At 61.6% G+C, this 26,272-nt stretch carries 20 protein-coding genes; 15 read left to right on the top strand and 5 right to left on the bottom strand.

The features are described from left to right. The first annotated feature begins 1 nt into the window (after nucleotide 1). A complete protein-coding gene (locus ACILSO_RS30065) occupies nucleotides 2-1,435 on the top strand; it encodes a DUF4340 domain-containing protein (RefSeq protein WP_395741197.1) in 1,434 nt (477 codons plus the stop codon). Nucleotides 1,436-1,611: 176 nt separating this feature from the next. Here the strand turns inward: ACILSO_RS30065 and ACILSO_RS30060 are convergent, their stop codons facing one another. Both ACILSO_RS30060 and ACILSO_RS30055 read right to left on the bottom strand, forming a co-directional pair. Beyond that, the gene (locus ACILSO_RS30060) at nucleotides 1,612-2,160 is read right to left on the bottom strand and encodes a cob(I)yrinic acid a,c-diamide adenosyltransferase (RefSeq protein WP_395741196.1); all 549 of its coding nucleotides are present in this window, start codon (nucleotides 2,158-2,160) and stop codon (nucleotides 1,612-1,614) included. A 236-nt stretch (nucleotides 2,161-2,396) separates the two neighbouring features. Further along, on the bottom strand, nucleotides 2,397-3,407 hold the full coding sequence (locus ACILSO_RS30055; RefSeq protein WP_395741195.1) for a rhomboid family intramembrane serine protease: 1,011 nt from the start codon (nucleotides 3,405-3,407) through the stop codon (nucleotides 2,397-2,399). A gap of 77 nt (nucleotides 3,408-3,484) precedes the next feature. On the opposite strand from ACILSO_RS30055, the gene ACILSO_RS30050 reads away from it, so the two are divergent. Then, nucleotides 3,485-4,690: a magnesium transporter gene (locus tag ACILSO_RS30050; RefSeq protein ID WP_395741194.1), complete on the top strand. Its 1,206-nt coding sequence runs from the start codon at nucleotides 3,485-3,487 to the stop codon at nucleotides 4,688-4,690. Further along, the gene (locus tag ACILSO_RS30045; protein WP_395741193.1) at nucleotides 4,687-5,649 is read left to right on the top strand and encodes a hypothetical protein; all 963 of its coding nucleotides are present in this window, start codon (nucleotides 4,687-4,689) and stop codon (nucleotides 5,647-5,649) included. The genes ACILSO_RS30050 and ACILSO_RS30045 overlap by 4 nt, the downstream gene beginning before the upstream one ends. On the opposite strand, the gene ACILSO_RS30040 is transcribed toward ACILSO_RS30045, so the two are convergent. After that, nucleotides 5,554-6,468: a LysR family transcriptional regulator gene (locus ACILSO_RS30040; protein WP_395741192.1), complete on the bottom strand. Its 915-nt coding sequence runs from the start codon at nucleotides 6,466-6,468 to the stop codon at nucleotides 5,554-5,556. The two genes, ACILSO_RS30045 and ACILSO_RS30040, sit on opposite strands and share 96 nt — an antisense overlap. 94 nt (nucleotides 6,469-6,562) lie before the next feature. Between ACILSO_RS30040 and ACILSO_RS30035 the strand changes: the two genes are divergently transcribed. The 12 genes from ACILSO_RS30035 (at nucleotide 6,563) to ACILSO_RS29980 (ending at nucleotide 23,368) form a co-directional block, all read left to right on the top strand. Then, nucleotides 6,563-7,672, top strand: coding sequence for a CmpA/NrtA family ABC transporter substrate-binding protein (locus ACILSO_RS30035; RefSeq protein WP_395741191.1), 1,110 nt, complete (start codon nucleotides 6,563-6,565; stop codon nucleotides 7,670-7,672). Beyond that, entirely contained in the window at nucleotides 7,669-8,970 is a 1,302-nt protein-coding gene (locus tag ACILSO_RS30030) for a CmpA/NrtA family ABC transporter substrate-binding protein (RefSeq protein WP_395741190.1), read from the top strand. The genes ACILSO_RS30035 and ACILSO_RS30030 overlap by 4 nt, the downstream gene beginning before the upstream one ends. Nucleotides 8,971-8,993: 23 nt before the next feature. Further along, nucleotides 8,994-9,878: a nitrate ABC transporter permease gene (gene ntrB, locus ACILSO_RS30025; protein ID WP_395741189.1), complete on the top strand. Its 885-nt coding sequence runs from the start codon at nucleotides 8,994-8,996 to the stop codon at nucleotides 9,876-9,878. A gap of 19 nt (nucleotides 9,879-9,897) precedes the next feature. Continuing rightward, nucleotides 9,898-10,818, top strand: a complete 921-nt coding sequence (locus ACILSO_RS30020) for an ABC transporter ATP-binding protein (protein ID WP_395741188.1) — start codon at nucleotides 9,898-9,900, stop codon at nucleotides 10,816-10,818. 14 nt (nucleotides 10,819-10,832) lie between these two features. Further along, nucleotides 10,833-11,693, top strand: coding sequence for an ABC transporter ATP-binding protein (locus ACILSO_RS30015; RefSeq protein ID WP_395741232.1), 861 nt, complete (start codon nucleotides 10,833-10,835; stop codon nucleotides 11,691-11,693). A 36-nt stretch (nucleotides 11,694-11,729) separates the two neighbouring features. After that, complete coding sequence (locus tag ACILSO_RS30010) at nucleotides 11,730-13,139, top strand: alginate export family protein (protein WP_395741187.1); 1,410 nt, start codon at nucleotides 11,730-11,732, stop codon at nucleotides 13,137-13,139. A gap of 178 nt (nucleotides 13,140-13,317) precedes the next feature. Next, nucleotides 13,318-14,523, top strand: coding sequence for a nitrate/nitrite transporter (locus ACILSO_RS30005; RefSeq protein ID WP_395741186.1), 1,206 nt, complete (start codon nucleotides 13,318-13,320; stop codon nucleotides 14,521-14,523). 23 nt (nucleotides 14,524-14,546) lie between these two features. After that, the gene (locus ACILSO_RS30000; protein ID WP_395741185.1) at nucleotides 14,547-16,184 is read left to right on the top strand and encodes a protein kinase domain-containing protein; all 1,638 of its coding nucleotides are present in this window, start codon (nucleotides 14,547-14,549) and stop codon (nucleotides 16,182-16,184) included. Nucleotides 16,185-16,213: 29 nt separating this feature from the next. Further along, nucleotides 16,214-17,842, top strand: a complete 1,629-nt coding sequence (locus ACILSO_RS29995; protein WP_395741184.1) for a sulfite reductase flavoprotein subunit alpha — start codon at nucleotides 16,214-16,216, stop codon at nucleotides 17,840-17,842. Beyond that, a complete protein-coding gene (locus ACILSO_RS29990; RefSeq protein ID WP_395741183.1) occupies nucleotides 17,832-19,577 on the top strand; it encodes a NirA family protein in 1,746 nt (581 codons plus the stop codon). The genes ACILSO_RS29995 and ACILSO_RS29990 overlap by 11 nt, the downstream gene beginning before the upstream one ends. Before the next feature lie 15 nt (nucleotides 19,578-19,592). Next, nucleotides 19,593-21,173, top strand: coding sequence for a DmsC/YnfH family molybdoenzyme membrane anchor subunit (locus tag ACILSO_RS29985; RefSeq protein ID WP_395741182.1), 1,581 nt, complete (start codon nucleotides 19,593-19,595; stop codon nucleotides 21,171-21,173). 2 nt (nucleotides 21,174-21,175) lie between these two features. Further along, a complete protein-coding gene (locus ACILSO_RS29980) occupies nucleotides 21,176-23,368 on the top strand; it encodes a molybdopterin oxidoreductase family protein (protein WP_395741181.1) in 2,193 nt (730 codons plus the stop codon). An 81-nt stretch (nucleotides 23,369-23,449) separates the two neighbouring features. Here ACILSO_RS29980 and ACILSO_RS29975 read toward each other — a convergent pair whose 3' ends face one another. Both ACILSO_RS29975 and ACILSO_RS29970 read right to left on the bottom strand, forming a co-directional pair. Further along, nucleotides 23,450-25,981: a DEAD/DEAH box helicase gene (locus ACILSO_RS29975; RefSeq protein ID WP_395741180.1), complete on the bottom strand. Its 2,532-nt coding sequence runs from the start codon at nucleotides 25,979-25,981 to the stop codon at nucleotides 23,450-23,452. Next, a partial coding sequence (locus tag ACILSO_RS29970; protein WP_395741179.1) for a hypothetical protein occupies nucleotides 25,978-26,272 on the bottom strand: 295 nt, incomplete at its 5' end. The genes ACILSO_RS29970 and ACILSO_RS29975, both read right to left, overlap by 4 nt.

The raw sequence follows: 26,272 nt of genomic DNA, 5'->3' as shown, positions 1-26,272 counted from the left end.
CATGAAGAAGATCCTCATCCTGCTGGTCCTCCTCGCTGCCATCATCGGCATCGCTGTGTTCAAGGGCAAGGAGCGCACCTCCCGCCTCAACCGTTCCACCACAAGCACCAAAATGCGGGAGCTTTTGTTCCCCGAATTTGACATCAACGGCATCCGCAAGGTGCGCATCAAGGACGACAAGTCTGAAACCACCCTCACCGTGCAGAACGACACCTGGGTTTCCCAGGAGCGCGGCGGCTACCCGGTGGAAAAGGAAAAGCTGCAGACGGCGCTGATGAGCCTGAAGTACGAGAAGGTCAAGGCGGCCCGCCGCATTGGCAAAGACTCCTGGGGCAAGCTGGGCGTTCTTGAATCCGGCAGTGGCGCGGGAACATTCGTCGAACTCTTCGATGACAAGGGCGCGGTGAAGAACTCCTTCGTGCTGGGCGGCCAGGTTACGAGCTCCGGCGGCTCGGACAATGACCAGATGAGAATGTTCAACGGCCCCAAGGGCAACCGCTTCATCCGCATCATTGGCGATGACACGATCTATGAGATCGCCGATCAGCTCCCCGATCTCGTCACCAAGCCGAGCGACTGGCTGGCCAAGTCCTTCATCGATGTGCAGAAGGTGAAGTCCGTGGAAGTAACCGACGCCAAGCCGGAAGACTCCTGGAAGGCCTCCCGCGCGGAAGAAACTGGTGACTTCGTCCTCGAAGGAGGCAAGCCCACCGAGAAGATCGACGCTGGCAAAGTCTCGCTCGGCTCTGTGCTCTCCAGCCCCACCTTCAATGACGTGCTGCCCAAGGACAAGGCCGCGACGATCATGAAAGACGCTGTGAAGGCGAAGCTCGTGACCTTCGATGGCTTCACCTACGACGTCCAGGCCGTGAAGCAGGCAGGGCAGGGTGGTGGAGACAAGTACTACCTCACCGTCAAAGTCAGCGCCGACATTCCCAAGGAACGCCCGGCTGTGAAGGATGAAAAGCCCGAGGACAAGAAAGCCAAGGACGACGCCTTCGCCGAGGAGAAGAAAAAGAAGGAGGAGAAGCTGGCCAACGAGAAGAACTGCGAAGGCTGGGTCTATGAAGTCTCCGAATACACGCTCAGCAGCCTGCTCAAGAAGCGCCACGAAATCCTGGCCATGCCAGACATGAAGGGCACGCCGCCCGAAGGTGCCGTCCCCGGCAAACCCGCCGGCCTGCCCGACGTGAAGAAGATGATCCCCGGCCTCAACATGGCTCCTCCTCAGGGAGCACCCGCCATGCCCTCAGCCCCCTCGGCCCCGAGCATCACCAACCCACCTCCGCCCACCCCCGCAACCCCCAAAGTTGAACTCAAGCCTGCTCCCGCACCCGCACCGGCCACTGCGACGACGCCTCCCGTGAGCGCACCGCCGGCAGAGCCTGCCAAGCCCGCAGAACCTGCAAAGCCTGCACCTGACGCGAAGAAGTAAGCCGAGCACCAGGCCCTGTTTCTCCACAACGGAGTGATGCCGCTGCATCACTCCGTTTTTGTTGGCAGGCGGTGAAGCAGATTTGAGGCAGAAAAATGACGGGTGGAAAGATCTCCCGAATCTCCTGATTCTGAAGTTTTTCTACCTTATCTTCTGACTTCCTCCGAACACTACCGTCAAGCCCCTCCGCTCTGCTCCTCCCACCGTGCGAGCAGCCAGAGCACGTCGGAGAGGCGGTTCAGGAAACGAATGAGCTCGGCGTTTGGCACTTCATCTGCCGTGCCTTGCAGGTCGATGACATTGCGCTCCGCGCGACGGCAGGCCACGCGGGCCAGGTCGGCATAGGCACCGCTCATCACGCCTGCCTCTCCCGGCAGCGCCCAGCCTTTGAACTTGAGCGCACCCCCGGCTTCGAGTTTGGCCACCCATTCATCCAGCCAGTGCACGTGCGAGGTGGCGATGTGGTCCGGGTGCTTCTCTGCATAGCGCGCCTCCTCGCCGGGAGGAGTGGCCAGCTCTCCCATGAGCTCGATGAGCCAGCGCTGCACCTGAGGCACGATCTCCCGCGTCTCCGCTCGTGCGGCGGCGATGCGCAGCGGGCCGAGAGCTGCGTTCAGTTCATCCACCGCGCCGAGGGCGTGGACACGTGGGTGGGACTTGGCCAGGCGGCAGCCGAACAGCATGTCGGTCTGACCTTGGTCTCCTTTGCGGGTGGCGATGGACATGAAAGGGGGTGGTGGGGGAAAGCGGTGCGCAAGATGGCAGCGCCTCATTCATCTGGGAAGGCGTTTCTGGGTGTCTGCTCCCAGGGTGCTGCCGGCTTAACCGCCGGGGCAGGCGCAGGCGGGGAGGAGGAGGCGCCTCCCTTGCGACAGGAGCGCACCTTCCAGCCCGCAAACAAGGCGAGAAGTAGCAGGGCGGCCAGGCGGGCAGAACGTGTGGACAGCATGCGAAGAGGGCTTCACTGCGCTGCTTTGCCCTGCCGGTGGCGGTCTACTTCACGGCTGGCTTTTTCCAGTTTGCGCTGTTCGTCCGCCGTGAGGCTGTCCTTGCCGTGCTGGTTCATTTTATCCAGCAGCGGATCCACCTCTTTTTCGATGTAGGCGGTCACGGGGTCCTGCGGGCGGTGCGGGGGCAGGGGGACCGTCTCGTTTTCGAGATCGACCACCGTGCGGCTGCGCGAGCGTGCCATGGCCGGCTTGCGCTGCTGCTGGAAGTCCATCGGCTGCCACTGGCTGGCGTAGGTCATGGGCCTGTCTCCATAGCCGAGGCTGCGGGCGTAAAACCAGCCCATGACCGCGCCGCCGAGGTGCGCGAAGTAGGCGATCTTGAAGCCTTCCGGCAGAACATTGAAAAGCAGGCCCGTGAGGCCGAGCACCAGCTGGGCGAGGAAGAGCCCCTTGGCCAGCGACCACAGCTGCAGGTGCACCGGGATGATGAAGTAAAAGAGCGCGGTGATCTTCTCCGTGGGCGCCACCACGGCCAGCGCCATGAGCAGCCCGAAGGCTGAAGCCGAGGCGCCCACGAGCGTGGTGGTGGTGTCTCCATGCACGACGCCGTTCACCGTCATCTCGGCGGCGGCTCCCATGATGCCGCAGAGCACGTAGATCATGGCAAAATGGCGGCTGCCGAAGCGCTCCTGCACCCAGCGCCCGATGAACCACAGCATGGCCATGTTCACCAGAAAGTGCAGGACGTTTCCATGCACAAACATGTAGGTAAAGAGCGCCCACACATGGCCGCGTGAGAGCTCGTCCACGCTCACGCCGCCCATGGGCATGTACACTTCTCCCGTCAGCGGCAGGCGGATGCAGCCGATCTCAAACACGAACTGCAGCACAAACACCACCACATTGATGGCAAGGACGACATAAAAGGCCGAGATCCCCCGCACGATGCCGGGCCGGAAACGTGGAGGACCTTCACGCATGTAGTCGCGATCATACAGGGCCATGCGAGGGAATGTGCCCATCCACGCGCCCGACGCGAGTATTTTTTATGTGTTGGCGATGACAACCGCCACCGGTGCGGCTACCCTGTGCGCCACGCATGGAATCATCCTCCGAATCACTGCTTGATGCCGTCTCCCAGAGCGGGGCGCATGACGCCGCCGACTTGCTGGAACAAGCCTCCGGCGAAGACGCCGCCAAGGTGCTGCAGCAGCTGAACCCCATGGTGGCCCAGCGTGTGATGGAGGAGATGCAGGACGAGCCGCGCACCGCCGCCATGACCTTCGTGCCCTTGGTCAAGGCCAAGCAGTGGGCCAAAAACCGCGAGCATCCCGAGGACAGCGTGGGCTGGCTCATGGAGGCCCCGGTGGCCGTCTTCCGCCCGGATGCCACCGCGCGCGAGACCATCGAGCAAATCCGCGAACTCTCCAAGACCGCCTTCATCACCTACGGCTACATCACGGATGAAAAGGAGCACCTCCTCGGCCTGCTCGTGATGCGTGACCTCATGCTCGCCGCGCCGGGTGAAAAACTCTCCAACGTGATGGTGAAGAATCCCTTCACGCTGGACCCCGACATGGAGCTCACCGAGGCGATGAAGGTCGTGGTGAACAAGCACTACCCTGTGTACCCTGTTTGCGACAAAGACGGCATCCTCCTCGGCCTCGTGCGCGGGCAGACGCTCTTTGAAGCACGCGCCATCGAGATCAGTGCGCAGGTTGGTTCCATGGTCGGTGTGGAAAAAGAAGAGCGTCTCTCCACGCCCATCCTGCGCAGCCTGCGCTTCCGCCATCCCTGGCTGCAGATCAATCTCGTCACCTGCTTCATCGCCGCGGCGGTGGTGGGTGTGTTCCAGGGCACACTGGACCGCATGGTGCTCCTCGCTGTGTTTCTCCCCGTGCTCGCTGGCCAGTCCGGAAACACCGGCTGCCAAGCGCTGGCGGTGGCCCTGCGCGGCATGACGCTCGGAGATTTGAAGAAAGGAGACGAGCGCAAGCTCGTGATGAAGGAAGGGCTGCTCGGCCTCTTCAATGGCATGCTCGTCGGCGTTTCCGCCGGCGCTGGCATGTGGGTGTATGCCTACATGAACAAGAATCCGCATGCCATCATGCTGGCGCTCGTCGTCTGGCTTGCCATGACGGCCAGTTGCGTGGTCAGCGGCCTCAGCGGTGCCCTCATTCCGCTGACGCTGCGAAAAATGGGCGCGGATCCCGCCACGGCCTCCAGCATCTTCCTCACCACCGCCACGGATGTGATCAGCATGGGCACCTTCCTCGGCCTCGCGACGCTGCTGGTGCCATCATGATCGTTTGGACACGAGACGAGTGGCAGCAGCGCATGCGACTGCATGCGGCACGGGTGGACGCGCAGGCAGACGCCTTCGTGGACCGCCGCAGCCGAGGCACCAAACACCCGGTGCATGATTTTCTCTTCACCTACTACAGCTTTGCGCCCGCCAAACTGAAGCAGTGGGTGCCGCCGCACGGCGTCTCTCTCGAAATTACCGCCGCCGATCTCGAAGCCTGCCCCTGGCTGCAAGGCGACCGCTTCGTGCATGCAAACGGTCTGCTGCAGCTCGATGCGCGCCGCTTCATGCAGCGCGAGCACGAATTCGCCACCTGGGTGGCCATGCTCTGCGCGCGCATCCTCGGCAGGGCAGGGCGCTTCACCTGCTACGGCCTGCACGAGTGGGCCATGGTGTACCGCCAGTCCGCCGAACAGGTGCGGCATCAGGGCTATGAGCTGCGACTGCCTCCGCATGAGCTTGCCGCCTTCGTCGAATCCCTGCCCATCTGCTGCTCGCACTACGATGCCTTTCGTTTTTTCACGCCTGAGGCACGGCCATTGAATGTGCTGAATCCCACGCTCGATGCGCGACCGGATCTCGAGCAGGCCGCGTGTCTGCATGCGAACATGGATTTGTACAAATGGTCCTCCAAGCTCTGGCCCTGGACCGGCTCCGATCTCATCGGCGCGTGCTTTGAGCTCGCTTTGCAGGGCCGCGATCTCGACATGCGCGCCAGTCCCTACGAACTCAGCGCCCTGGGTTACACACCGGTGAAAATCGAAACCGCTGAAGGCCGCGCGCAGTATGAGCGCGAGCAGCGCGCTCTCGCGGCCAAGGCTGCTGAATTGCGCACCCAGCTTCATCTCTGCTGCACTGCGCTCTCAGACATACTCGCTGCTCATCCGTCGTCCCACTTCCTCGCACAGGCCGATGAAGGTCCTCTCCGGCAGGTTCAGCGGGCGGTTCTTGAGCGTTGAGACAATCCAGCGCCGCTTCAGCTTCGCCTTCGGCAGCGGCTGCGCGATGAGCTGACCCGCCTCGATCTCACCACGGGCGATCCACCGCGCCGCGATCGCCACACCGATGCCCAGCTTCGCCAGTTCCACCGCGGCCTCGGAGCTGCCCAGCTCGATGAAGGAATTGAGTCGCACGCCGTTCTTCAAAAAGTATTCCTGAATCATGGAGAAGTTCAGGCTGTTGCGGCTCGCAACGATGAAGGTCTCGTTGGCCGCGTCCTTCAGCTTCGGCCGCGTCTGCGCCCAGCGGTGCAGGGGAGAGATGAGGAACTCCAGCTCATCATCAAAAATCGCGTGGCAGTTCAGGCGCGAGACATCCAGCGGCTTCAGGCTCACGGCCAGATCCACCTCATTGCTCACCAGCCGGTCGATCGTGTCCGGCGTCTCGCCGCACGTCACTTTGATCTCATAGAGCGGGAAGGATTCTTTGAACTCCCGCAGCACGGTGGGCAGGATGAACTGCGCCGCCGCGGTCGTACAGCCGATCTTCATTTTGCCGCGTGGCGTCTGGTCCAGCGTGCCCAGCACCGCGCGCGCGTGGCTCATCGACTGCAGGATCGTCTCCGCGTGCGGCAGCAGTTCGCGCCCCGCATGCGTGAGGTGTACGTGCTTGCCCTGGCGGTGAAAAAGGCGGCTGCCCAGGTCGGTCTCCAGCGACTTGATGGCATGGCTCACGGCACTCTGCGTGAGGTGCAGTTCGCGTCCGGTTTGCGTGAAGCTGCCGCTGCGTGCCAGGCGGACGAAGGCGCGGAGCTGGCGGGTGTCGATGGCTTGGTCCATGAATGCAATTCATACATCAATTGAAAAAGTTTGCGCGTTGTTTATGACGGAAATATCGCGGGCTGGCCCTCGTGCTGCTGATATGAGGTCTGTCATGCCTGCACGCACTACAGTTTCCAAAGCCCCCCTGGCCGGTGTCGTTCAACCAGTCCGCATCGGGTTCATCCCCCTCGCCGACTGTGCACCGCTGCTCGTGGCACGGCATCTGGATCTGTTCAGCAAGCACGGTGTTCGAGTTGAATTAAGTTGTGAGGTCGGATGGGCCACCATTCGGGAGAAGCTGCTCTATGGGCAGGTGGATGCCGCTCATGCCATCGCCGGTCTTGTGCTGGCCATGCGCCTTGGCCTGAGCTCTCCGCCCTGCCGGGTGGTGGCCCCATTCGTCTTCAATCTTCATGGCAATGCCATCACCCTCAGCCGCGATCTCTGGAACCGCGGCGTGCGCGATGCCGCGAGTTTGAAAAAACTCATCCGCAGCGCCTTCAGCCGCCGCTTCACCTTTGGCATGGTGTCCCGCTACTCCTCCCACTACTTCCTGCTGCGGCAGTGGCTCAAGTCCGGCGGCATCGACGTGGACAAAGACGTCCGCATCGTCGCCCTGCCTCCCACTCAGATGGCCGCCAGCCTGGAAGCCGGCCTCATCGATGGCTACTGCGTCGGCGAACCCTGGAACTCCTACGCTGTGGAAAAAGGCACCGGCTGGATCGCCGCCACCAGCGAGCAGCTCGCCCCCGGTCATCCTGAAAAAGTCCTCCTCACCACCGAGCGCTTCGTCGCCACTCATGCCGAAGAATCCCAGGCCATCATCAACGCCCTCAAGGAATCCTGCGAGTTTTGCGATGCCAAAGAAAACCGCGCGGACGTCGCCAAAGTCCTCGCTGAGAGCGGCTACTTCACCGGCAGCGAGAAAATCCTCAAGCGCTCGCTCGTCGGCCCTCTCGATCTCGGCTCGGACAAATCCGTGCCCGTCACCGACTTCCACATCTTCCACCGGCGCGATGCCAATACGCCGCTCAGCGAGCGCGGCCGCTGGCTGCTCGACCAGTTCATCGCCCACGGACTCCTTTCAAACACCCAGTTCGCCGAGGCCGGCGCCGCCCTCTGCGAGGCCTGGACCTCCGAACTCGATTTTCCCTCAGCCAAGTCAGCCGCCGCCAGCAAAACCGCCACATCCCACAAACGCACCAAACTCGCCCACGCATGAATCCCACGTCTCCGTCACCGTCTCCATCCCCGCTCACCCGTCGCTCCCTGCTCCGCACCGGCGCCACCGCCGGCCTCGGCGCTCTCTTCTCCGGCCTGCCGCAGGGCTGGATCGGCTCCGCCTATGCCGATGATTCTCCGGAATCTCCCGACATGAAGTTCGGCATGATCGCCCTCACCGACTGCTCCAGCATCGTGGTGGCTCATGAGAAAGGCCTCTTCAAAAAATACGGCGTCAATTCCGTCGTCAGCAAAGGCGCAAGCTGGGCCGCCATCCGCGACTCGCTCACCAATGGCGACATCCAGGCCACGCACATGCTGCTCGGCATGCCCATCGCCAGCACCATGGGCCTCGGCGGCGCGCCGAAGAAGCCGATGGTGGTCCCCTACATCCTCAATCGCAACGGTCAGGCCATCACCCTTTCCAACACCTTCAAAGGCAAGGTTGCCGACGATCCCAAGGCGTTGAAGCCCTTCGTCGATGAAGCCAAGGCCAAAGGCGCTCCGCTCACCTTCGCGATGACCTTCCCGCCCGGAACCCACGCCATGTGGATGCGCTACTACCTCGCCGCCGGTGGCATCAATCCCGGCGACGCCGCAGGCGCTGGTGCTGACGTCTCACTCATCACCGTGCCGCCTCCCCAGATGGTCGCGAACATGAAGGTCGGCAAGATGGACGGCTTCTGCGTTGGTGAGCCCTGGAACGCCAAGACCATCGCCGAAGAAATCGGCTACACCTCCATCGCCACGCAGGGAATCTGGAAAGATCACCCCGAAAAAGTCTGCGCCTTCACTGAGGAGTTCGCCGCCAAAAATCCGAAAACTGTCAAGGCCGTGCTCAAGGCCCTCCACGAGGCCAGCCTCTGGCTCGACAAGATGGAAAATCGTGAGGAGCAGGCCAACATCGTCAGCGCCGCCACCTACATCAACTGCCCGCCGGAAACCATCCTCGGCCGCCTGCAGGGCAAGTACAACATGGGAGACGGCCGCAAGATCAAGGACCCGAACTACATGATCTTCAGCGATCGCAACTGCAACTACCCCCAGGCCAAGTACGCCAAGTGGTGGCTCACACAGCTCCGTCGCTGGGGCTTCGTGGAAGGCGCTCCCGACTACGAAGGCGTGGCCAAGCAGGTCATGCGCTCGGACATCTACGAGGAAGCCATGAAGGAAATCGGCTACGCCCACGGCGGTGTCGATGAGAAACCCGAAACCCTCTTCGACGGCGTCACCTTCGATCCGAAGGCCGACCTCGAGGCCTACGCCGCCTCCTTCGCCGTCAAGACGCTCAAAGCCTAAACCTCAAACCGCATAGCCGCATTATGCACCTGATCCACCGCTTCAAGCTCGACTCCATCCTTTTGCCGTTGGGAGCAATATTAGTTTGTGTCCTTTTATGGTATTCAATTGCCGGAAAATCCGTCATCACCGAAAAGGTGGACGACTTCGGCGACAAGATAAAGGTGACGAAACGCCAGGGCCTCTCCGCCGATCTCCCGACTCCGGTCGAGACATGGACGGCGAGCAAGCTCTACGTCACGGAGCCTTTTGCCAAGCGTGGAGAGCTGGATCAGGGCATTCTGCGGTTCACGTGGATGTCTCTGGTGCTGGTGGCGGAGGGCTATCTCATCGCCCTCGTCGTCGGCACTCCCATCGGCTTCTTTCTCGGCCTCTCGAAAAAGTTCACCATCGCCTTTGACCCCATCATCCAGGTGCTGCGTCCGGTTTCACCGCTGGCGTGGCTGCCCCTGGGCATGATTCTCTTCAGCGGCGTCAAAATCGTCAACGGGGACGGGCGCACCACCTTCGGTGCCTCGGATGCCGCCGCCCTCTTCACCATCGCCATCTGCGCCATGTGGCCCACCGTCATGAACACCGCCGTCGGTGTGCGTGCGGTGCCGCAGGACTACCTGAATGTGGCCAAGGTGCTCAAGCTCTCCAAAAGCAAGACGCTTTGGAAGGTCCTCGTGCCAGCCACGCTGCCCTACATGTTCACCGGTTTCCGCCTGAGTCTCGGCATTGCCTGGCTCGTCATTGTCGCGGTGGAAATGCTCACCGGTCGTCCCGGTGTCGGCGGCTTCCTCTGGCAGCAATACAACGCCAACAGCTACGCCCACATCATCCTCTGCATCCTCACCATCGGCGTCGTCGGCTACGTGCTGGACCGCCTGATGAGCCTGGTGGAGTCACGTTTTAAAACCGCTTAACCCCAAACCTGATCCAGATATGCCGCTTATCGAAATCAAAGGGGCCTCCAAAGGCTATGGGCCGCGAGGCAGTCGCACGGAAGTGCTTCACGACATCAACCTCTCTCTCAATGAAGGCGAGTTCGTTGTTATCGTTGGTTACTCGGGCTCCGGAAAGAGCACGCTGATTAATCTGATCTCCGGATTGGTAAAGCCTGATGCCGGTGTGGCCACCATCTCTGGTGAGACCATCACCGGACCCGGGCCGGACCGTGGCCTCGTCTTCCAAAACTACTCGCTGCTGCCTTGGCTGACCGTCGAGGAAAATATCGCTCTCGCCGTCGATGAAGTCTTCAAAGACTGGACGGCTGAGCAGCGCAAGGCGCACGTGAAAAAGTACATCGAAATGGTGAAGCTCGGCCACGCCGCGCACAAGCTGCCCAAGGAACTCTCCGGCGGCATGCGCCAGCGCGTCGCCGTGGCTCGCACGCTCTCGATGAATCCCAAGGTGCTCCTGCTCGATGAGCCGCTCAGCGCTCTCGATGCGCTCACCCGTGCGACGATTCAGGACGAGATCAGCGACATCTGGCGTCAAAATCTCACCACCGTGCTCTGGATCACCAATGATCCCGATGAGGCGCTGCTCCTTGCAGACCGCGTCATTCCGCTGCTTCCGACTTCGCCCGCCACGCTTGGCGCGCCGATCATGGTCGATCTCGAACGGCCTCGTGACCGCAAGACGCTCAATCACGATCCCAGGTTCAAAAAACTGCGCACCGAGCTCATCAACACTCTGCTGGATGCCAAGGGCCGCATGAAGCCCAAGACCAGCGTCAAGCTCACGCTGCCGGACATCCTTCCCGAAGATCTCACCACCGTGAATTCGCTGCAATTCCTCAACCGCTCCGGCCCCCGCCGCCGCTCCGATGGCAAACGTGAAGAAGTGGAGGTGGCCGCGTGAGTGCTTACCTTCCCATGCTCGAACTCGACCGTCTGTGGAAGACCTACGACACCCCGAAAGGTCCCTCAACGATCGTCAAAAACTTCAATCTCAAACTGAAGGAAGGCGAGTTTGCCACGCTCATCGGCCACAGCGGCTGCGGCAAAAGCACCGTCCTCATGATGGTGGCCGGCTTGAGCGATCTCAGCCAGGGCAACATGATCCTCGCAGGTCGTGAGGCCAGCGGCCCCGGCCCAGATCGTGGCATTGTGTTTCAATCTCCCTGCCTCCTGCCTTGGATGACAGCTTTTGAAAACGTCATGCTCGGCGTGAATCAGGTTTATTTCACCGCCAGCAAAACCGAGCGCCGTCAGATGGCCGAGTATTACCTCACCATCGTCGGTCTTGGAGATGCGATGCACAAATATCCCGGCGAGCTTTCGCAGGGCATGCGCCAGCGCGTCGGCATCGCCCGCGCCTTCGCACTGCAGCCCAAGATGCTGCTGCTCGATGAGCCTTTCGGCATGCTGGACTCGCTCACACGCTACGAGCTTCAGGAGGTCCTCCTCGATCTCTGGCGCCGCAACCGCATCACCACCCTCATGGTCACTCATGATGTGGATGAGGCCATCTTCCTCTCCGACCGCGTGGTGATGATGACCGACGGCCCCGAGGCCGAGGTGGGAGACATCCTGAACATCCCTTTCGAGCGTCCGCGCAACCGCAAGCAGATCATGGAAGATCCCCGCTACTACGAGCTGCGCGAGCACCTCATCACCTTCCTCAACGACAAGTCGCACATCCGTCCCAGCCGCGATCCGAAGTTTGTGCCCTCGCCCGACATGGCCGCCGAACTCGCCCGCCACTCCCCCATTTCCCTGCAAGCCGCCGCTTAGCCGATCCAACAACATACCCACATACATCCTCATCCCATGAAAAGGCTTCTCCCCCTCTTGCTGGCGACTTCCTCGCTGGCAACTGCCCAGACTCCCGCCGCCAAAACCACGGCGCCCGCACCTCCGCCTCCCGTCCCGGGCTTCACCCTCGCGCCTCCTCCGCCGGCCTATGCGCCGATGAAGCTGGGCAAGTTCACCTTCGATGTGCAGGAAAAAATGCGCTACGAAGTCCGTGACAACAACTTCGACTTCAACAGCGCCCTCAACAGCCCTCAGGACGCCGCCTGGCTCCTGCAGCGCTTCCGCCTCGGCGTGGGCTATGATGTGAACCCCTGGATCAAGCTCTACGTCCAAGGCCAGGATGTGCGCGAGATCGGTGGCAGCCGTGCGCGCCAGATCGGCGTGGGCGGTGCGGAAGGGGATGACATCTTCGACATCCTCAAAGCCTACGTGCAGCTCGGCAATGCCAAGAAGGGTTTCAGCGCCACGCTGGGCCGCCAGTTCCTCGCCTTCGGGGATCAGCGTCTCATCGGGCCTCTTGAGTGGGCCAATCAGGCGCGCACGTTTGATGCATTCAAGTTCCGCTACACCTCCACCAAGTGGTCCCTGGATGCCTTCACCGCCAGCCCCGTGACCTTCACGAACAACAAGTGGAACAAGTCCGATTTCCTCGATCAGACCGACCACCGCAATGCCTTCCTCAGCGGCCTCTACCTGAGCACGCTGTTTGTTCCCTTCAACACCACCACCGACTTCTACGCTCTGCATTACCGCGACGATGGCACGGCCAATTTCGGCGCGCCCATCGGCTCCACGAGCTTCGTCACACTCGGCACTCTGTGGAAAGGCGATCCGAAGAAGCTCAACGGCTTTGACTACGAAACCGAGATGGACTTTCAGACCGGCAAGGTCGGCGGTCGCTCTCTCACTGCTTATGCAGGCCACTGGGGTGCGGGCTACAACTGGCTGAAATCGCCATGGAAGCCACGCTTTGGCCTTCAGTATAACTACGCCTCAGGAGACGGCAGCCCCAATGACAACAAGGTCGGCACCTTCCAGAACCTCTTCCCCACGAACCACCTCTTCTATGGCTACATGGACACCACGGCCTGGCAGAACGTGCACAATCCCCAGGTGAACTTCAGCTTCATGCCCACGCCGAAGATGAAGGTCATGCTGGACTACCACCTTTACTGGAATGCCAACAATGCGGATGCCTGGTATCGCGCCAACGGCACCACCAAGGTGCGACCGCTGAATGCCGCCTCCAGCTCCGCCAGCAGCTTCCGCGGCCAGGAGTTTGACCTCACCGTGAGCTACAAGATCAACCCTCACGTGGCCATGCTCACGGGTTACAGCTACTTCGTCGCCGGCCAGTATCTTCGTGACACCGGCTTCTCCAGCAACGCCCAGTTTGGCTACGTGCAGATGCAGATCGACTTCTGATCTGTCCGCTCTCCCGCCACCGGCTGCCGCGATTCCATAACGCGCAGCCGTGTGGCGGAATAGGCATGAATGTTATTCATGGATATTACAAAAACGATTCAAGATGATTCTCATTCTTCGGCACCGACTTGGCACGCGTGCAGCTTAATCATGAGGCAGCCCAACACCCCGCCCTTCCATGAAATTCTCCGATCTTAAAACCTCAGGACACTGGCCCACGCTGCTCACGTCATTTCTTTACTTTGATGTCAGCTTCATGGTCTGGACCATCCTGGGTGCGCTTGGCGCGCAGATCGGCGCTTCACTGGGGCTCACCCCCCAGCAGAAGGGCCTCATGGTTGCGGTGCCCTATCTCTCGGGCGCGTTCATCCGCATCCTGCTCGGCATGCTGGTGGACCGCATCGGTGCCAAAAACACCGGCATCATCGCCCAGCTCATCGTCATCGCGGGCATGACCACCGCATGGCTCACCGGCCTGCACCAGTTCTCCCACACGCTCATGCTTGGTTTTGTTCTCGGCGTCGCCGGTGCCAGCTTTGCCGTGGCGCTGCCGCAGGCGGGCCGCTGGTATCCGCCAAACATGCAGGGTCTCGTGCTCGGCCTCGCCGGTGCGGGCAATGTCGGCGTCGTTATCGATGCCATCCTCGCCCCGCGTCTCGCCGTCAGCTATGGCTGGAATGCCGTCTTCGGTCTTGCCCTCATCCCGCTGGTCCTCGTGCTCGTGATTTACATGGTCTTTTCCAAAGAGGCGCAGGTGCAGGTGAAAAAGAAGACCTTTAAAGACTATGCCAACCTGCTGAAGGAAAAAGACGCGCACTGGTTCTGCTTCTTCTACACCATCAGCTTTGGCGGCTTCTCCGGCCTTGCCGCATCTCTCATCATCTACTTCACCTCCGAGTTTCATCTCGCACCTGTGGAGGCCGGCATGTGGGCGGCCATGTGCACGCTCGTGGGTGCACTGGGCAGGCCGGTCGGCGGTGCTCTGGCAGACCGCCTCGGCGGCATCCGCGCGCTGCACGTCTTCTTCCTCAGCGCCGCGCTGGCCTTGGTGCTCGCAGCCTTCGCGGGATCGATCTATCTCTGCGCTCTCGGTTTCTTCCTCGCCTCCTGCGCCTTCGGCATGGCCAATGGCTCCGTTTTTCAGCTCCTCCCGCAGCGATTTGCCAAGGACATAGGCGTGATGACCGGTCTGGTAGGATGTGGTGGCGGCCTCGGCGGCTTCATGCTCGCCAGTTCGCTGGGTTATTCCAAGGGCCTCACCGGCAGCTACCTCGCGGGCCTGCTCGCCTTTTCCACCCTCTGCATCCTCGCCCTCATCGGTCTCAATTTCGTCAAGCTCCGCTGGCGCACCACCTGGGGCGCCATCGCTGACGCACGCATCTGATCTCACCTCCTGATCTGCAGCGAATGAAAATCCTCACCACCAGTCACGGCATGGCCCGCGAAGAAGGCACTCCTTCTTCCGATGCCTTCGACGTGCGTGCGTGGGACCAGACCGTCATCGCTGTGCTCAGCGACGGTGCTGGCAGCGGCGAGCCGGCGCGTGAGGCCGCAAAGCGTGCGGTGAGTTCGCTCATCGAGCACTACAGCGCACGCCCGCGCTCATGGTCGCCTCAGCAGGCGCTCGCCACCTTTGCCCGCATCCTCAATCAGTCCCTGTATCAGGAGTCGCAGGTGCGCTATGAACGCACCGAGATGGTGGCCACCCTCGCTGCCGTGGTGATCGAAGGCGACACGCTGCATGGCATCAATCTCGGCGACTCCTCCGTCTGCCTTTGGCGCAATGGAGATCTGCACACGCTTTCCACCGCGCATGTGGAGCAGGAGCAGGGGCGCACCCACATCCTCACCCGCGCACTCGGCATGAACTCGGAGATCGAGCCTGCCTGCTTCTCCCTCACGCTGCAGGATGGCGATGTCGCCCTGCTGTGCTCAGACGGTGTGTCCAATCACGTCTCGCAGCCGGAGCTCGCCACCGCCCTCTCACGCCACAGCTCGGCCCGCAGCATCGTGCTCACCGCACGCCAGCAGGCAAAGGAGGAGACGCTGGATGACATGAGCGCCCTCGTGCTGGACATTCATCAAACCGGCAGACTTCACGCCATGAATGCACGCGCCCTCACCATTCCCGCTGTCTTGAACAAAGGGGACGTGATCGACGGCTACGAGCTCGTGCGCTCATTCCATGGAACCAGCCGCGTCTGGCTGGCAGAGAAAGACGGTCATCGCGTCGTCATGAAGTTTGCCCCGACCGAGGCCATCGACAGCGCCCCGCATCTCGAAGCCTTCACGCACGAAATCTGGAACGCCACCCGCGCCCAGTCCGCGCACTTCGTCCGCTCGTATGAGCCGCCAGGGCAGACCATGCGCTACTACCTCATGGAGTTTGCCGATGCGCCCAGCCTCTCCGCCGTGCTGCGCGAGCGCAAGCTCTCCGTGGACTCCGCCATCGCGCTGGGAAAATTCCTCGCCGATGCCGCGCAGGTGCTGCTGCGCCTGGACCTCGCCCATGGCGACATCAAGCCGGAGAACATCCTCTGCATCGGCGACTACACACGCCTCACCTTCAAGCTGGTGGACCTCGGCAGCGCCGCCTCCATCTTCTCCGTCTCCTCCCGTGCAGGCACCGCCAGCTATCTCGCCCCGGAGCGTTTTCACAGCGCGCCCATCAGCGAGCGCACGGAGATTTTTGCCATGGGCGTCACGCTCTATCAGGCGCTCACCGGCAAACTTCCCTATGGCGAGATCGAGCGCTTTCAGACGCCCGTTTTTCATCCCGCAAAGCGCCTTTCCAAAATCAATCCAAACATCCCTTCGTGGCTGGAGGCCGTCATTCACCGCGCCATCGCCATCAAGCCCCAGCGCCGCTACCAGCACTACTCGGAGCTGGTCCACGACATCAATCATCCCGAGCGCGTGCAGCCTTTTTATGAAGAGGACACGCCTCTGCTCGAGCGCAACCCGCTCGCCTTCTACAAGACCGGATTCTTCGTCCTTCTGCTCACCACCATCTGGCTGGTCTTCAAGCTGCTCGACCAGAAGTGATGAACACAAATTCCCCCACCGCCGCCGCAATGAAATCAGTCCCCATCATTCCTGAAAACGCACCCTTCTCAGCCGAGCAACGCGCCTGGCTGAATGGATTCCTCGCCGGAGTCCTCAATCGAGGTGCCGCTCCCGCCGGAGCCGCACCCACCGAGTCAAAACAGCCTTTGCTCATCGCGTTCGGCAGTCAGAGCGGCAACGCGGAAAGTTTGGCCAAGCGGCTGGCCAGGGAAGCATCGGGTCGGGGCTTCGCAGCGCGCGCTGCGGGCCTCGACTCGCTGCAACCCGCTGATCTCCTCAAGGACAAGAACGTCCTCCTCATCACCAGCACCTGGGGGGAAGGGGACATGCCAGACAATGCCGTCTCCTTCTGGGACAGCATCAACCAAAACGGCAGCAGCCCCAAGCTCGACGGCGTGCAGTTCAGCGTCCTCGCCCTCGGCGACAAAAACTACGGAGACACCTTCTGCCTCGCCGGCAAAAAGCTCGACGCCCGGCTTGAAGAGCTTGGTGCCAAGCGCATCGCCGATCGCGTCGATTGCGATGTGGAGTTTGACGCTCTTGCCAAAAAGTGGAGCGCCACGGCCTTCACCGCATTGAGTGGTGCTGCTGCCGCGCCCGCCGCCGCAGCGGAAGAAGTGGAGGAAGTCGAAACCGGGTACAGCAAGAAGAATCCCTTTCCTGCCAAGCTGATCTATAACACACCGCTCAACAGCCGCGGCAGCAGCAAAGACACCCGCCACATCGGTTTCTCTCTCGCCGGCAGCGGTCTCACTTATGAGGTGGGAGACGCCCTCGGCGTGCACGTGCAAAACTGCCCTGAGGTGGTGGATGCCGTCATCGCCGCTCATGTCTTCGATCCCCAGGCCCTCGTCGCACTGCCAGACGGTGGCACCGCACCTTTGCGCGAGGCTTTGATCAAGCACTACGAAGTCCGCAGCTTCTTCGGCAAGGCCGCCGAGGCAGGCATCACACTCACCAGCTTTATCGAAAATCTGCGCAAGCTCCAACCCCGCCTCTACTCCATCGCCTCCAGCATCAAATCGCATGCGGACGAGGTGCACCTTTGCATCGCCGCCGTGCGCTACTCCACCGATGGCGTCGCGCACAAAGGCGTGGCCTCCACCTTCCTCGCGGATCGCCTTCCACTTGAGGAAACGACGGGCATCTACTTCCACGCAGCGAATCATTTCCGCCTCCCCACGGATCTCACCAAGCCCGTCATCATGGTAGGTCCTGGCACCGGCATCGCTCCCTTCCGTGCCTTTTTGGAAGAGCGCGAGGCCACCCAGGCTCCCGGCAAAAACTGGCTGTTCTTTGGCGATCAGAAACGCGCCACTGATTTCCTCTACCATGATCAGATCATCGAGTGGGTGCAGAAGGGCCATCTCACACGGCTGGACACCGCCTTCAGCCGGGATCAACAGGAGAAGATCTACGTGCAGACCCGCATGCTCCAGGCCGCCACCGAACTCTGGCAGTGGCTGGAGGAAGGCGCGCACTTCTACGTCTGCGGCGATGCCAAGCGCATGGCCAAGGATGTCGATGATGCGCTGCACAGCATCATTCAAACCGCTGGTGGCAAGTCCGCCGAGGAAGCCGCCGCCTACGTCAACCAGATGAAAAAGGAGAAACGCTATGCCCGCGATGTCTATTGAACCACCCGCCGTCGCCACTCCCATGAACGCGGATTTTTCCGGAGAGCAGAAGCGCTACCTCGAAGGCTTTTTCGCCGGCATCGCCGCCGGTGGTGTCTCCTTTGGCGATCTCGCTCCCGCACCTGCCGCCGCGGCCCCTGCCGGCCCCGCGCTCGATGACCTCACCAAGGAGGAGCGCATCAAGCGGGAGTTGCATCCCTTCGATGCCATCGAACAGCTCGTGATGGACGCGCGCTGGAATGCCAAGCCCGAGCCTGAATCCGTCTTCCGCTACAAGTGGAACGGCCTCTTCTGGCTCAATCCGGTGAAGGACGGCTACATGTGCCGCCTGCGCATTCCCGGTGGCATCGTGAAGAGCTACCAGCTCCGCGAGCTGGCCGCCATCGCCCGTGAGCTGACCACCGGCTACATCCAGATCACCACGCGCAACAACTTCCAGATTCGCCTCATCGAGCCGAAAAACTGCCCCGAGGTGCTGCGCCGTATTCAAGGCTGCGGCCTTCACTCCAAAGGCGCTGGTGCGGACAACATCCGCAACATCACCATGAACCCATGCGCGGGCTATGATCCGTATGAGCTCATCGATGTGCGCCCGCTGGTCAATGAACTTGCCACCCTCATCATCGCCTCCAAGGAGTTCTACGATCTGCCGCGCAAATTCAACATCGCCTACGATGGCGGCGGCCTCATCTCTGCCGTGGAAGACACCAACGACATTGGTGCCAGCGCCGTGAAGATCGGCGAGAACAGCGAAGGCATCGAACCCGGCGTGTACTTCCGCATTGCCCTCGGCGGTGTCACGGGCCATCAGACCTTCGCCAGCGACTGGGGCGTGATCGTGAAACCCGAGCAGCTCAATGACGTCATGGTCGCCCTGCTGCGTGTGTTCATTCAGTTCGGAGATCGCACCAACCGCAAGAAGGCGCGCTTCAAGTATGTCGTGGAAGACAAGGGCTTGTACGGTGTCCTCGTGGAGACCGAAAAATTCCTCAAGTTCAAGCTCACCCGTCTGGCGCCTGATGCGCCATGCCAGGCGAAGCGTGAGTTTTCCCAGCAGGGCCACTCCCATGTGGGCGCCTTTCCGCAGAAGCAGGAAGGCCTCGTTTACATCGGAGCGAGTGTTCCCGTGGGCCAGCTCACCGCCAAGCAGCTCGACCGCATCGCAGATCTCGCGGACAGCTACGGCACCGGCGAGATCCGCCTCACCGTGTGGCAGAATTTCATCATCCCGAACATCAAGAGCGCTTACGCCGCCACGGTGGCAAAGTCCTTGAAAAAACTCGGCTTCCCCAGTGAGCAGTCCAATCTCAAAAGCGGCTTCGTCGCCTGCACGGGAAACAAGTACTGCAAGTTCGCCGCCAGCGACACCAAGGGCCACGCCATCGCCATGATGGAGTATCTCGACAAGCGCGTGAAGCTCGACAAGCCCGTGAACATTCACTTCACCGGCTGCGCCCACTCCTGCGCCCAGCACTTCATGGGAGACATCGGCCTGCTCGGCACCAAGGTGAAATCCGAAAGCGGAGAAGGCTACCACATCACAGTAGGAGGTGGTTTTGGCGAGAATCGAAAGATTGGCCGCCAGATCTTCAGCGGAGTCGCTTTCGAGTCCCTCGGCACCACGCTGGAGGCCATGCTCAAAGGCTATCAGGCGCAGCGCACAGAAGGGGAAAGCTTCCACGCTTTCTGCAACCGCCACACCGTGGGCCAGCTTCAGGAGGTCTTCAGCTGCTAAACTATGATCCGCGACATGGAGCGCTCGATCTCAGCCGGCGGCAACGGCCTCAGCATTATCGACGCTGCCCTTCGCGAGCAGCAGACTCTGCGCACTCCTGTCGCGCTCTTTTCGGACGAATACGACTCCCGCTCCGTGCGGGAGCGCTTCACCCATCTGATCCCGCTCAGCAAACCCAGCCCGGGAGAGCAGTATGCGTTTGAGGTCAATCTCGACGCCTGCACCGGCTGCAAGGCCTGCGTGGCCGCCTGCCATTCCCTCAATGGGTTGGATGAAGGCGAGAGCTGGCGGGACATGGGCCTGCTGGTGGGCACTCGCAAGCAGCCCTATCTGCAGACCGTCACCACCGCCTGCCATCACTGCGCCGATCCCGCCTGCGCGGAGGGCTGCCCCGTGCTGGCCTACGACAAGGACGCCACCACCGGCATCGTGCGTCATTTGGATGACCAATGCATCGGCTGCAGCTACTGCATCCTGAAATGCCCGTATGACGTGCCGAAGTTCAATCTCAAGCGTGGCATCGTGCGGAAGTGCGACATGTGCCAGGGCCGCCTCGCGGAAGGCGAGGCCCCGGCCTGCGTGCAGTCCTGCCCCAATGAGGCCATCAAGATCAAAGTCGTGAAGCTCGATGCCGTGCCAGATCGTGGCAGCATCATCGCTGGTGCGTTTGACTCCAGCTACACCCGCCCCACCACCAGCTACGTCTCCACACAGCCCGTGCCAGACGCCGCACGGCCCGCCGACTCCGGCAGGCTGGACCTCGATCACGGTCATCACGATCCGCTCGCATGGATGCTCGTGCTCACTCAGATGAGCGCCGGAGCCTTTGCCATCTGCGCCGCAGCCATGTGGATGCAGCATCTCGTTTTGAAGCAGGCCGCGTTCGCCAGCGCCGCAGCGCTCGTGGTCGGACTCGCAGGCGTGGGTCTCAGCACGCTGCATCTCGGCCAGCCATTGAAAGCCTGGCGCGCCTTTCTCGGCTGGCGCAAATCCTGGCTCTCGCGCGAGATCATGGCCTTTGGTGCGCTGCCCGCCGGTGGCATGGCCATCTTTGCCACTTGGTGGCTGGGAAATCTGGAATGGATGCGCCTCGCAGTCACCGGCACCGCATTCGCCGCACTCGCAGCCGTGTGGTGCTCCGTCATGGTCTATGTGGACACACGCAGGCCCTACTGGTCGCTGAAAAATGTCGCCATCAAATTCCTCGGCACCACGCTGCTGCTCGGTGCCGGGTTGTGTGCTGCGGTGTGGCATTGGGCAGGGGAGCCTGCCGCCGTGTGGGCCATGGTGGTCTCGCTGCTGTGCCGCTGGAGCCTGTCCCTCTGGGAGATCTCCTCCTACCGCCGCGCTCTGGCAGAGGAGGGCTGTGCCTGGCACAAGTCCGCGCGCATCATGCAGCGGCATTTCTCGCGTCATCTCGAAGGCCGTGGGCTGCTTCTCATCGCCACTGGCCTGCTCATTCCGGTGACCATCGCCGCCGGTGCCTCTGCGCACTGGATGTTCACGCTCTCGTTGCTGCTCACCTTTGTCAGCCAGCTCATGGAGCGGCTGTATTTCTTCACCGCCTCAGCAGGCTCCAAAATGCCAGGAAACTGACCATGATGAAACTGCCCGCCATGACCTTGCGCGAGTGGGACGGCCCGCTCACCGCCGATCTCGTGCGCGAGCCCGCGCGCTTCGGACTCGGGCAGGTGCCCGCGCATCTGCTGCCAGATGCCGCCACCAAGGCCGTGTGCGGCTTCTGCTCCACCGGCTGCGGATTGAAGGTGCATCTCAAGGAAGGCTCCGCTGTCAATCTCACTCCGGACCCCGACTACCCCGTCAATATCGGCACCGCCTGCCCCAAGGGCTGGGAGGCTCTCAGCGTGCTCGATGCTCCGGACCGCGCGCGCATGCCCCTGCTGCATGGCAAGGAAGTGGACTGGGACACCGCGCTCCGCTATTTCTGCGACCAGATGCGCAGCGTGCTGGACAAGCACGGCCCCGAGGCCGCCGCCTTCATCAGCACCGGGCAGATCATGTTTGAGGAGATGGCCTTCCTCGGTGCTCTGGCAAAGTTTGGCATGGGCATGATCCACGGCGATGGCAACACGCGCCAGTGCATGGCCACCGCCGTGACGGCCTACAAGGAGAGCTTTGGCTTTGATGCGCCTCCCTTCACGTATGCAGATTTTGAAGAAAGCGATGTCCTTGTCTTCATCGGGGCCAACCCCTGCATCGCCCACCCCATCATGTGGCAGCGCGTGCTGCGCAATCAGCGCAACCCGCAGATCATCGTCGTGGACCCGCGTGCCACCGAGACGGCCATGGCCGCCACTCAGCATTATGCCATCAAGCCCAAAAGCGACCTCACCCTTCTTTACGGTCTCGCCCATCTCATCATCCGTGACGACGGCGTGGACGCGGCCTTTGTCGCAGAGCACACAAGCGGCTTTGATGAGTTTCAAACATTCCTCGACGACTATCATCCGGAGCGCGTCTCGCAGGAGACGGGCATTAGCGTGCATCGCCTTGTGCATTTCGCCCAGACTATCATCCAAGGTACGCCACGCGTCTCCTTCTGGTGGACCATGGGGGTGAACCAGGGGCATCAGGCCACACGCACCGCGCAGGCCATCATCAATCTGGCGCTCATGACCGGAAACATCGGCAAGCCCGGCACCGGGGCCAACTCCATCACCGGCCAGTGCAATGCCATGGGCTCGCGCCTGTTTTCCAACACCACGAATCTTCTGGGCGGCCACGACTTCCGCAATCCGCGCCATCGTGAAAAGGTGGCCGCCGCCACCGGCATTCCTGTGAAGTGCATCCCGGATCGGCCGAGTCTGGCGTATGATCAGATCATCAAGGCCGCCGATGAAGGCACCGTGAAGGCGCTCTGGTTTGTCGCCACCAATCCCAGCCACTCGTGGATCGATCAGAACGAGATCAACCGCATCCTCGACAAGCTCGATTTTGTCGTCGTGCAGGACATGTACTGCACCACCGAGACCGCCCAGCGCGCCCATCTCGTGCTGCCCGCCGCAGGCTGGGGGGAGAAAGACGGCTGCTTCATCAACAGCGAGCGCCGTATCGGCTACAGCCCCAAGGTGCGCCGTGCTCCGGGCCAGGCGCTTGCCGATTTCCACATCTTCCGTCTTATCGCCCACTACTGGGGCTGCGAAGATCTCTTCCGCGCGTGGAGCACGCCCGAGGCCGTCTTCCGCGTGTTGCAGCGCTGCACCGAGGGGCAGCCCTGCGACATCACCGGCATCGACGGTCACGAGATGGTGCAAAAATCCGGCGGCGTGCAGTGGCCGCTTTCCAAAGACGATGGTTTCAAGTTCAATGCAGCAAGCTGGAAAGAGCGGCGGCTGTTTGAGGACGGTCAGTTCTACACACCCGACAGGCGCGCCAAGTTTGTCTTTGATGCCCCCGAGGCCGCACCCGAGCAGCGCAGCGCCGACTATCCGCTCATCCTCATCACCGGACGTGGCACCAGCGCCCAGTGGCACACCGAGACACGCACGGGCAAGTCCGCCGTGCTCGCCAAGATGATGCCTCAGGAGCTCATGCTCGATCTCCATCCGCAGGACGCCGACTCCCTCGGCATCCGCGATGGTACGCCTGTGCGCGTCATCTCCATCCGCGCCGAGCTCACAGCGAAAGCCCGCCTGACCACCTGCGTGCAACCCGGTGAGGTCTTCCTGCCCATGCACGACAACCGCGTGAACCAGCTCACGCATGCGTCATTCGATCCCCACAGCCGCCAGCCGAGCTATAAGCATTCGGCGGTGAGGGTGGAGAGGTAGCCCCAAGTGATGCGGGCACTCCTGCCCGCAACGAACGTCCAGGGTGGTTCGAATTGCGGGCAAGAGTGCCCGCATCACTCATCACCCGATCTTCCCCACACTCTTCAGCACCAGCGTCGGCTTTCCATCCTCCCGCGCCAGTGGCAAATCCACGCTGAACTCCGCCTGCCAGTCGTTCAGTTCCTCGGGATCGATGAGCACCTGGCACACGCGCCACGTCGTGTTGTCCTCGCTCGGTTCCACGTAGGTGTGGCGGCCGTTGCGGGCTTCGTTGTCCAGGCGGATGCGCTCGTGGTCGGCATAGTATGGCTCCATCTGGGCGGCCAGAGTGTCCGCAGTCCATCCACTGCCAACGGCACTCGCAGCAGTGGCGTAGTTCTCCGCCGAAAGTCCACGCAGGAAGCGAAAGATCTCGGTACGGATGAGCGCGGTAAATTCGCGCTTGTTTCGCGTGATGTCCGGCGCCTCCTCGCGTTTCTCCTTCACTTCGTCCGGTTTGTAATTCGGGTCTCGCATGCGCTCCCACTCATCCAGCAGGCTGGAGTCCGTGCCGCGCAGCACGCCGGCCAGCCATGCCTCCATCTCCTGCACCGGCTCCGTTTTGAAGTTATCGGGCACCGTCTGCGCGAGCACTTTGTGCACACTGGAAAGGTGACGCAGCAGCACGCCCTCCGTGCGTTGCAGCTCATAGTCGTTGATGTAGTCGCTGAAGCTGCGGAAGTTTTCAAACATCTCCCGCGCGATGCTCTTGGGGCGGATGTTCTCCTGGCCGATCCACGGATGCGCCTCGCTGAAGGCATTGAAGGTGTTGTAGATGAAGTCGCGGCAAGGCTTCGGATATTCCAGCTCCTCCAGCTTGGCGATGCGCTCCTCATACGGGATGCCCTCGTTCTTCATCGCCACCATGGCCTCGTCCTTCACTTGATCCAGTTGCCGCCGCAGAATGATGTCCGGGTTTTCGAGGATGGATTCGCACAGAGTCATCACATCCGCCGCATACGTGGGCGATGCGGGATCGATCAGCGCCAGCGTGTCGATGAGGTAAAGCGAGAGCGTGTAGTTCAGAGAGAAATCCTCCTGCAGCTCCACATTCAGTTGCAGCTTGGTGCCGTCTGCATCGCGCTTCCTGGGTGGGATGATCTCGATGATCTTCCTCTGCACTAGGGAGCGAAACAGCTCCCACGCTCGCTTCTCATGCTGCTTCTTCGCATTGGTGGTCTCATGCGAATCCGCGATGAGCTGACGCATGGCGGCGCATTCATCTCCCTTGCGGCTCAGCACCTGCAGCAGCATGCCGTGCGAGACTTGAAAGCGCGATGCCAGCGGCTCCGGCGCGGCGTTTTGCAGCTTCTTAAAAGTGTCCTCGTTCCAGCCCACGAAGCCCTCGGGCGGCTTCTTCTTCACCATCTTGCGCATCTTCTTCACGTCGCCCGCCGCCTTGGCCTCCATCTTCGCATTCTCCACCACATGCTCCGGCGCCTGGCACACCACGTAGCCGACATCATCATAGCCGCGCCGTCCGGCACGCCCGGTGATCTGGTGGAAATCTCGCGCGCTCAGCGTGGCCACCTTTTCTCCGCCATACTTGCTCAGCCGCGTCAGCAGCACGGTGCGGATGGGCACATTGACACCCACGCCGAGCGTGTCCGTGCCGCAGATGACTTTCAGCAGGCCGCGCTGCGCCAGCTTCTCCACCAGCACGCGATACTTCGGCAGTAGCCCAGCATGATGAATGCCCACGCCGTGACTCAAATACTTCTTCACTTCCTTGCCGTAGGGGCTGGTGAATTTCGCTCCGGCCATCGCCTCTTTGATCGCTGCCTTTTCCGACGTGCTGCAGAAGTTCAGGCTCATCAAATCCTGCGCGGCTTGTGCGGCCTCATTTTGCGTGAAGTGTACGAGATACACCGGTGCCTTGTTAGCCGCCACCAGCTCCTGCAGCGTCACGTCCACCGAAGTCTGCGCGTAGCTAAACTCCAGCGGCACCGGCCTCTCGTACGCCGCCACGATGGTCGTCTCGGCCTTGGTCAGACGTGTCAGCCCATCCTTGAAAAACTCGCTGCCGCCCATGGTGGCGGACATCAGCAGAAAGCGTGCGTTGCTCATCGTCAGCAGCGGCACCTGCCATGCCACGCCGCGCTCGCGGTCCGAGTAGTAGTGAAACTCGTCCATGATCACCTCTCGGAAGGGGGCCTGCGCTCCATCGCGCAGCGCGTAGTTGGCCAGAATCTCCGCTGTGCAGCACAGGATGGGCGCGTTGCGGTTCACCGTCGCATCTCCCGTGGCCATGCCCACGTTGTCCGGGCCGAAGTCGCGGCACAGCGAGAGGAATTTTTCATTCACCAGCGCCTTGATCGGGCAGGTGTACACGGAGCGCCGCCCCTTCGCCAGTGATCGGAAATGCAGTGCCAGCGCCACCAGCGATTTGCCTGAACCGGTCGGCGTGTTGAGGATCACATTGCGATCATCAAACAGCTCCAGAATGGCCTCCTCCTGTGCGGGGTACAGCTCCAGATTTTTCTCCGCCACGTAATCAAGAAACGCCGCCAGCAGCTCGTCATTGGAGCAGTCAGTGGATTTCGGCAGTCGGCGCAGCAGCGGGTGGTCGGTCATGAGCACTCATCCATAGAATGCCGCGAGTGCACCGCAACTGGTCTGGCATCAATCCGCTCCAGTTGCGGCGTGACTGCACCACCGTGGCGTCGTTCGCGAAATTCATTCCTGCTTAGAGAAGTGCGATGGGCAAGATCGCCGTGGGCTCCGACGGCGGCGGGCTGGGGACACAGGCTGTGTGAAAACACTCTTTTTAGAGAGGCCTGCCCGGAATGCCGGTTAAATTCTGGCATTCTGCCAAGCGATTTTGCCTTCAGTGCTGTGCTGCTTTCCTGAGCGCTTGTAATGCGC

The sequence above is a fragment of the Prosthecobacter sp. genome (genome assembly GCF_044226605.1).
Lineage (GTDB): Bacteria > Verrucomicrobiota > Verrucomicrobiia > Verrucomicrobiales > Verrucomicrobiaceae > Prosthecobacter.
This window is presented reverse-complemented; position numbering and strand designations above follow the sequence as displayed.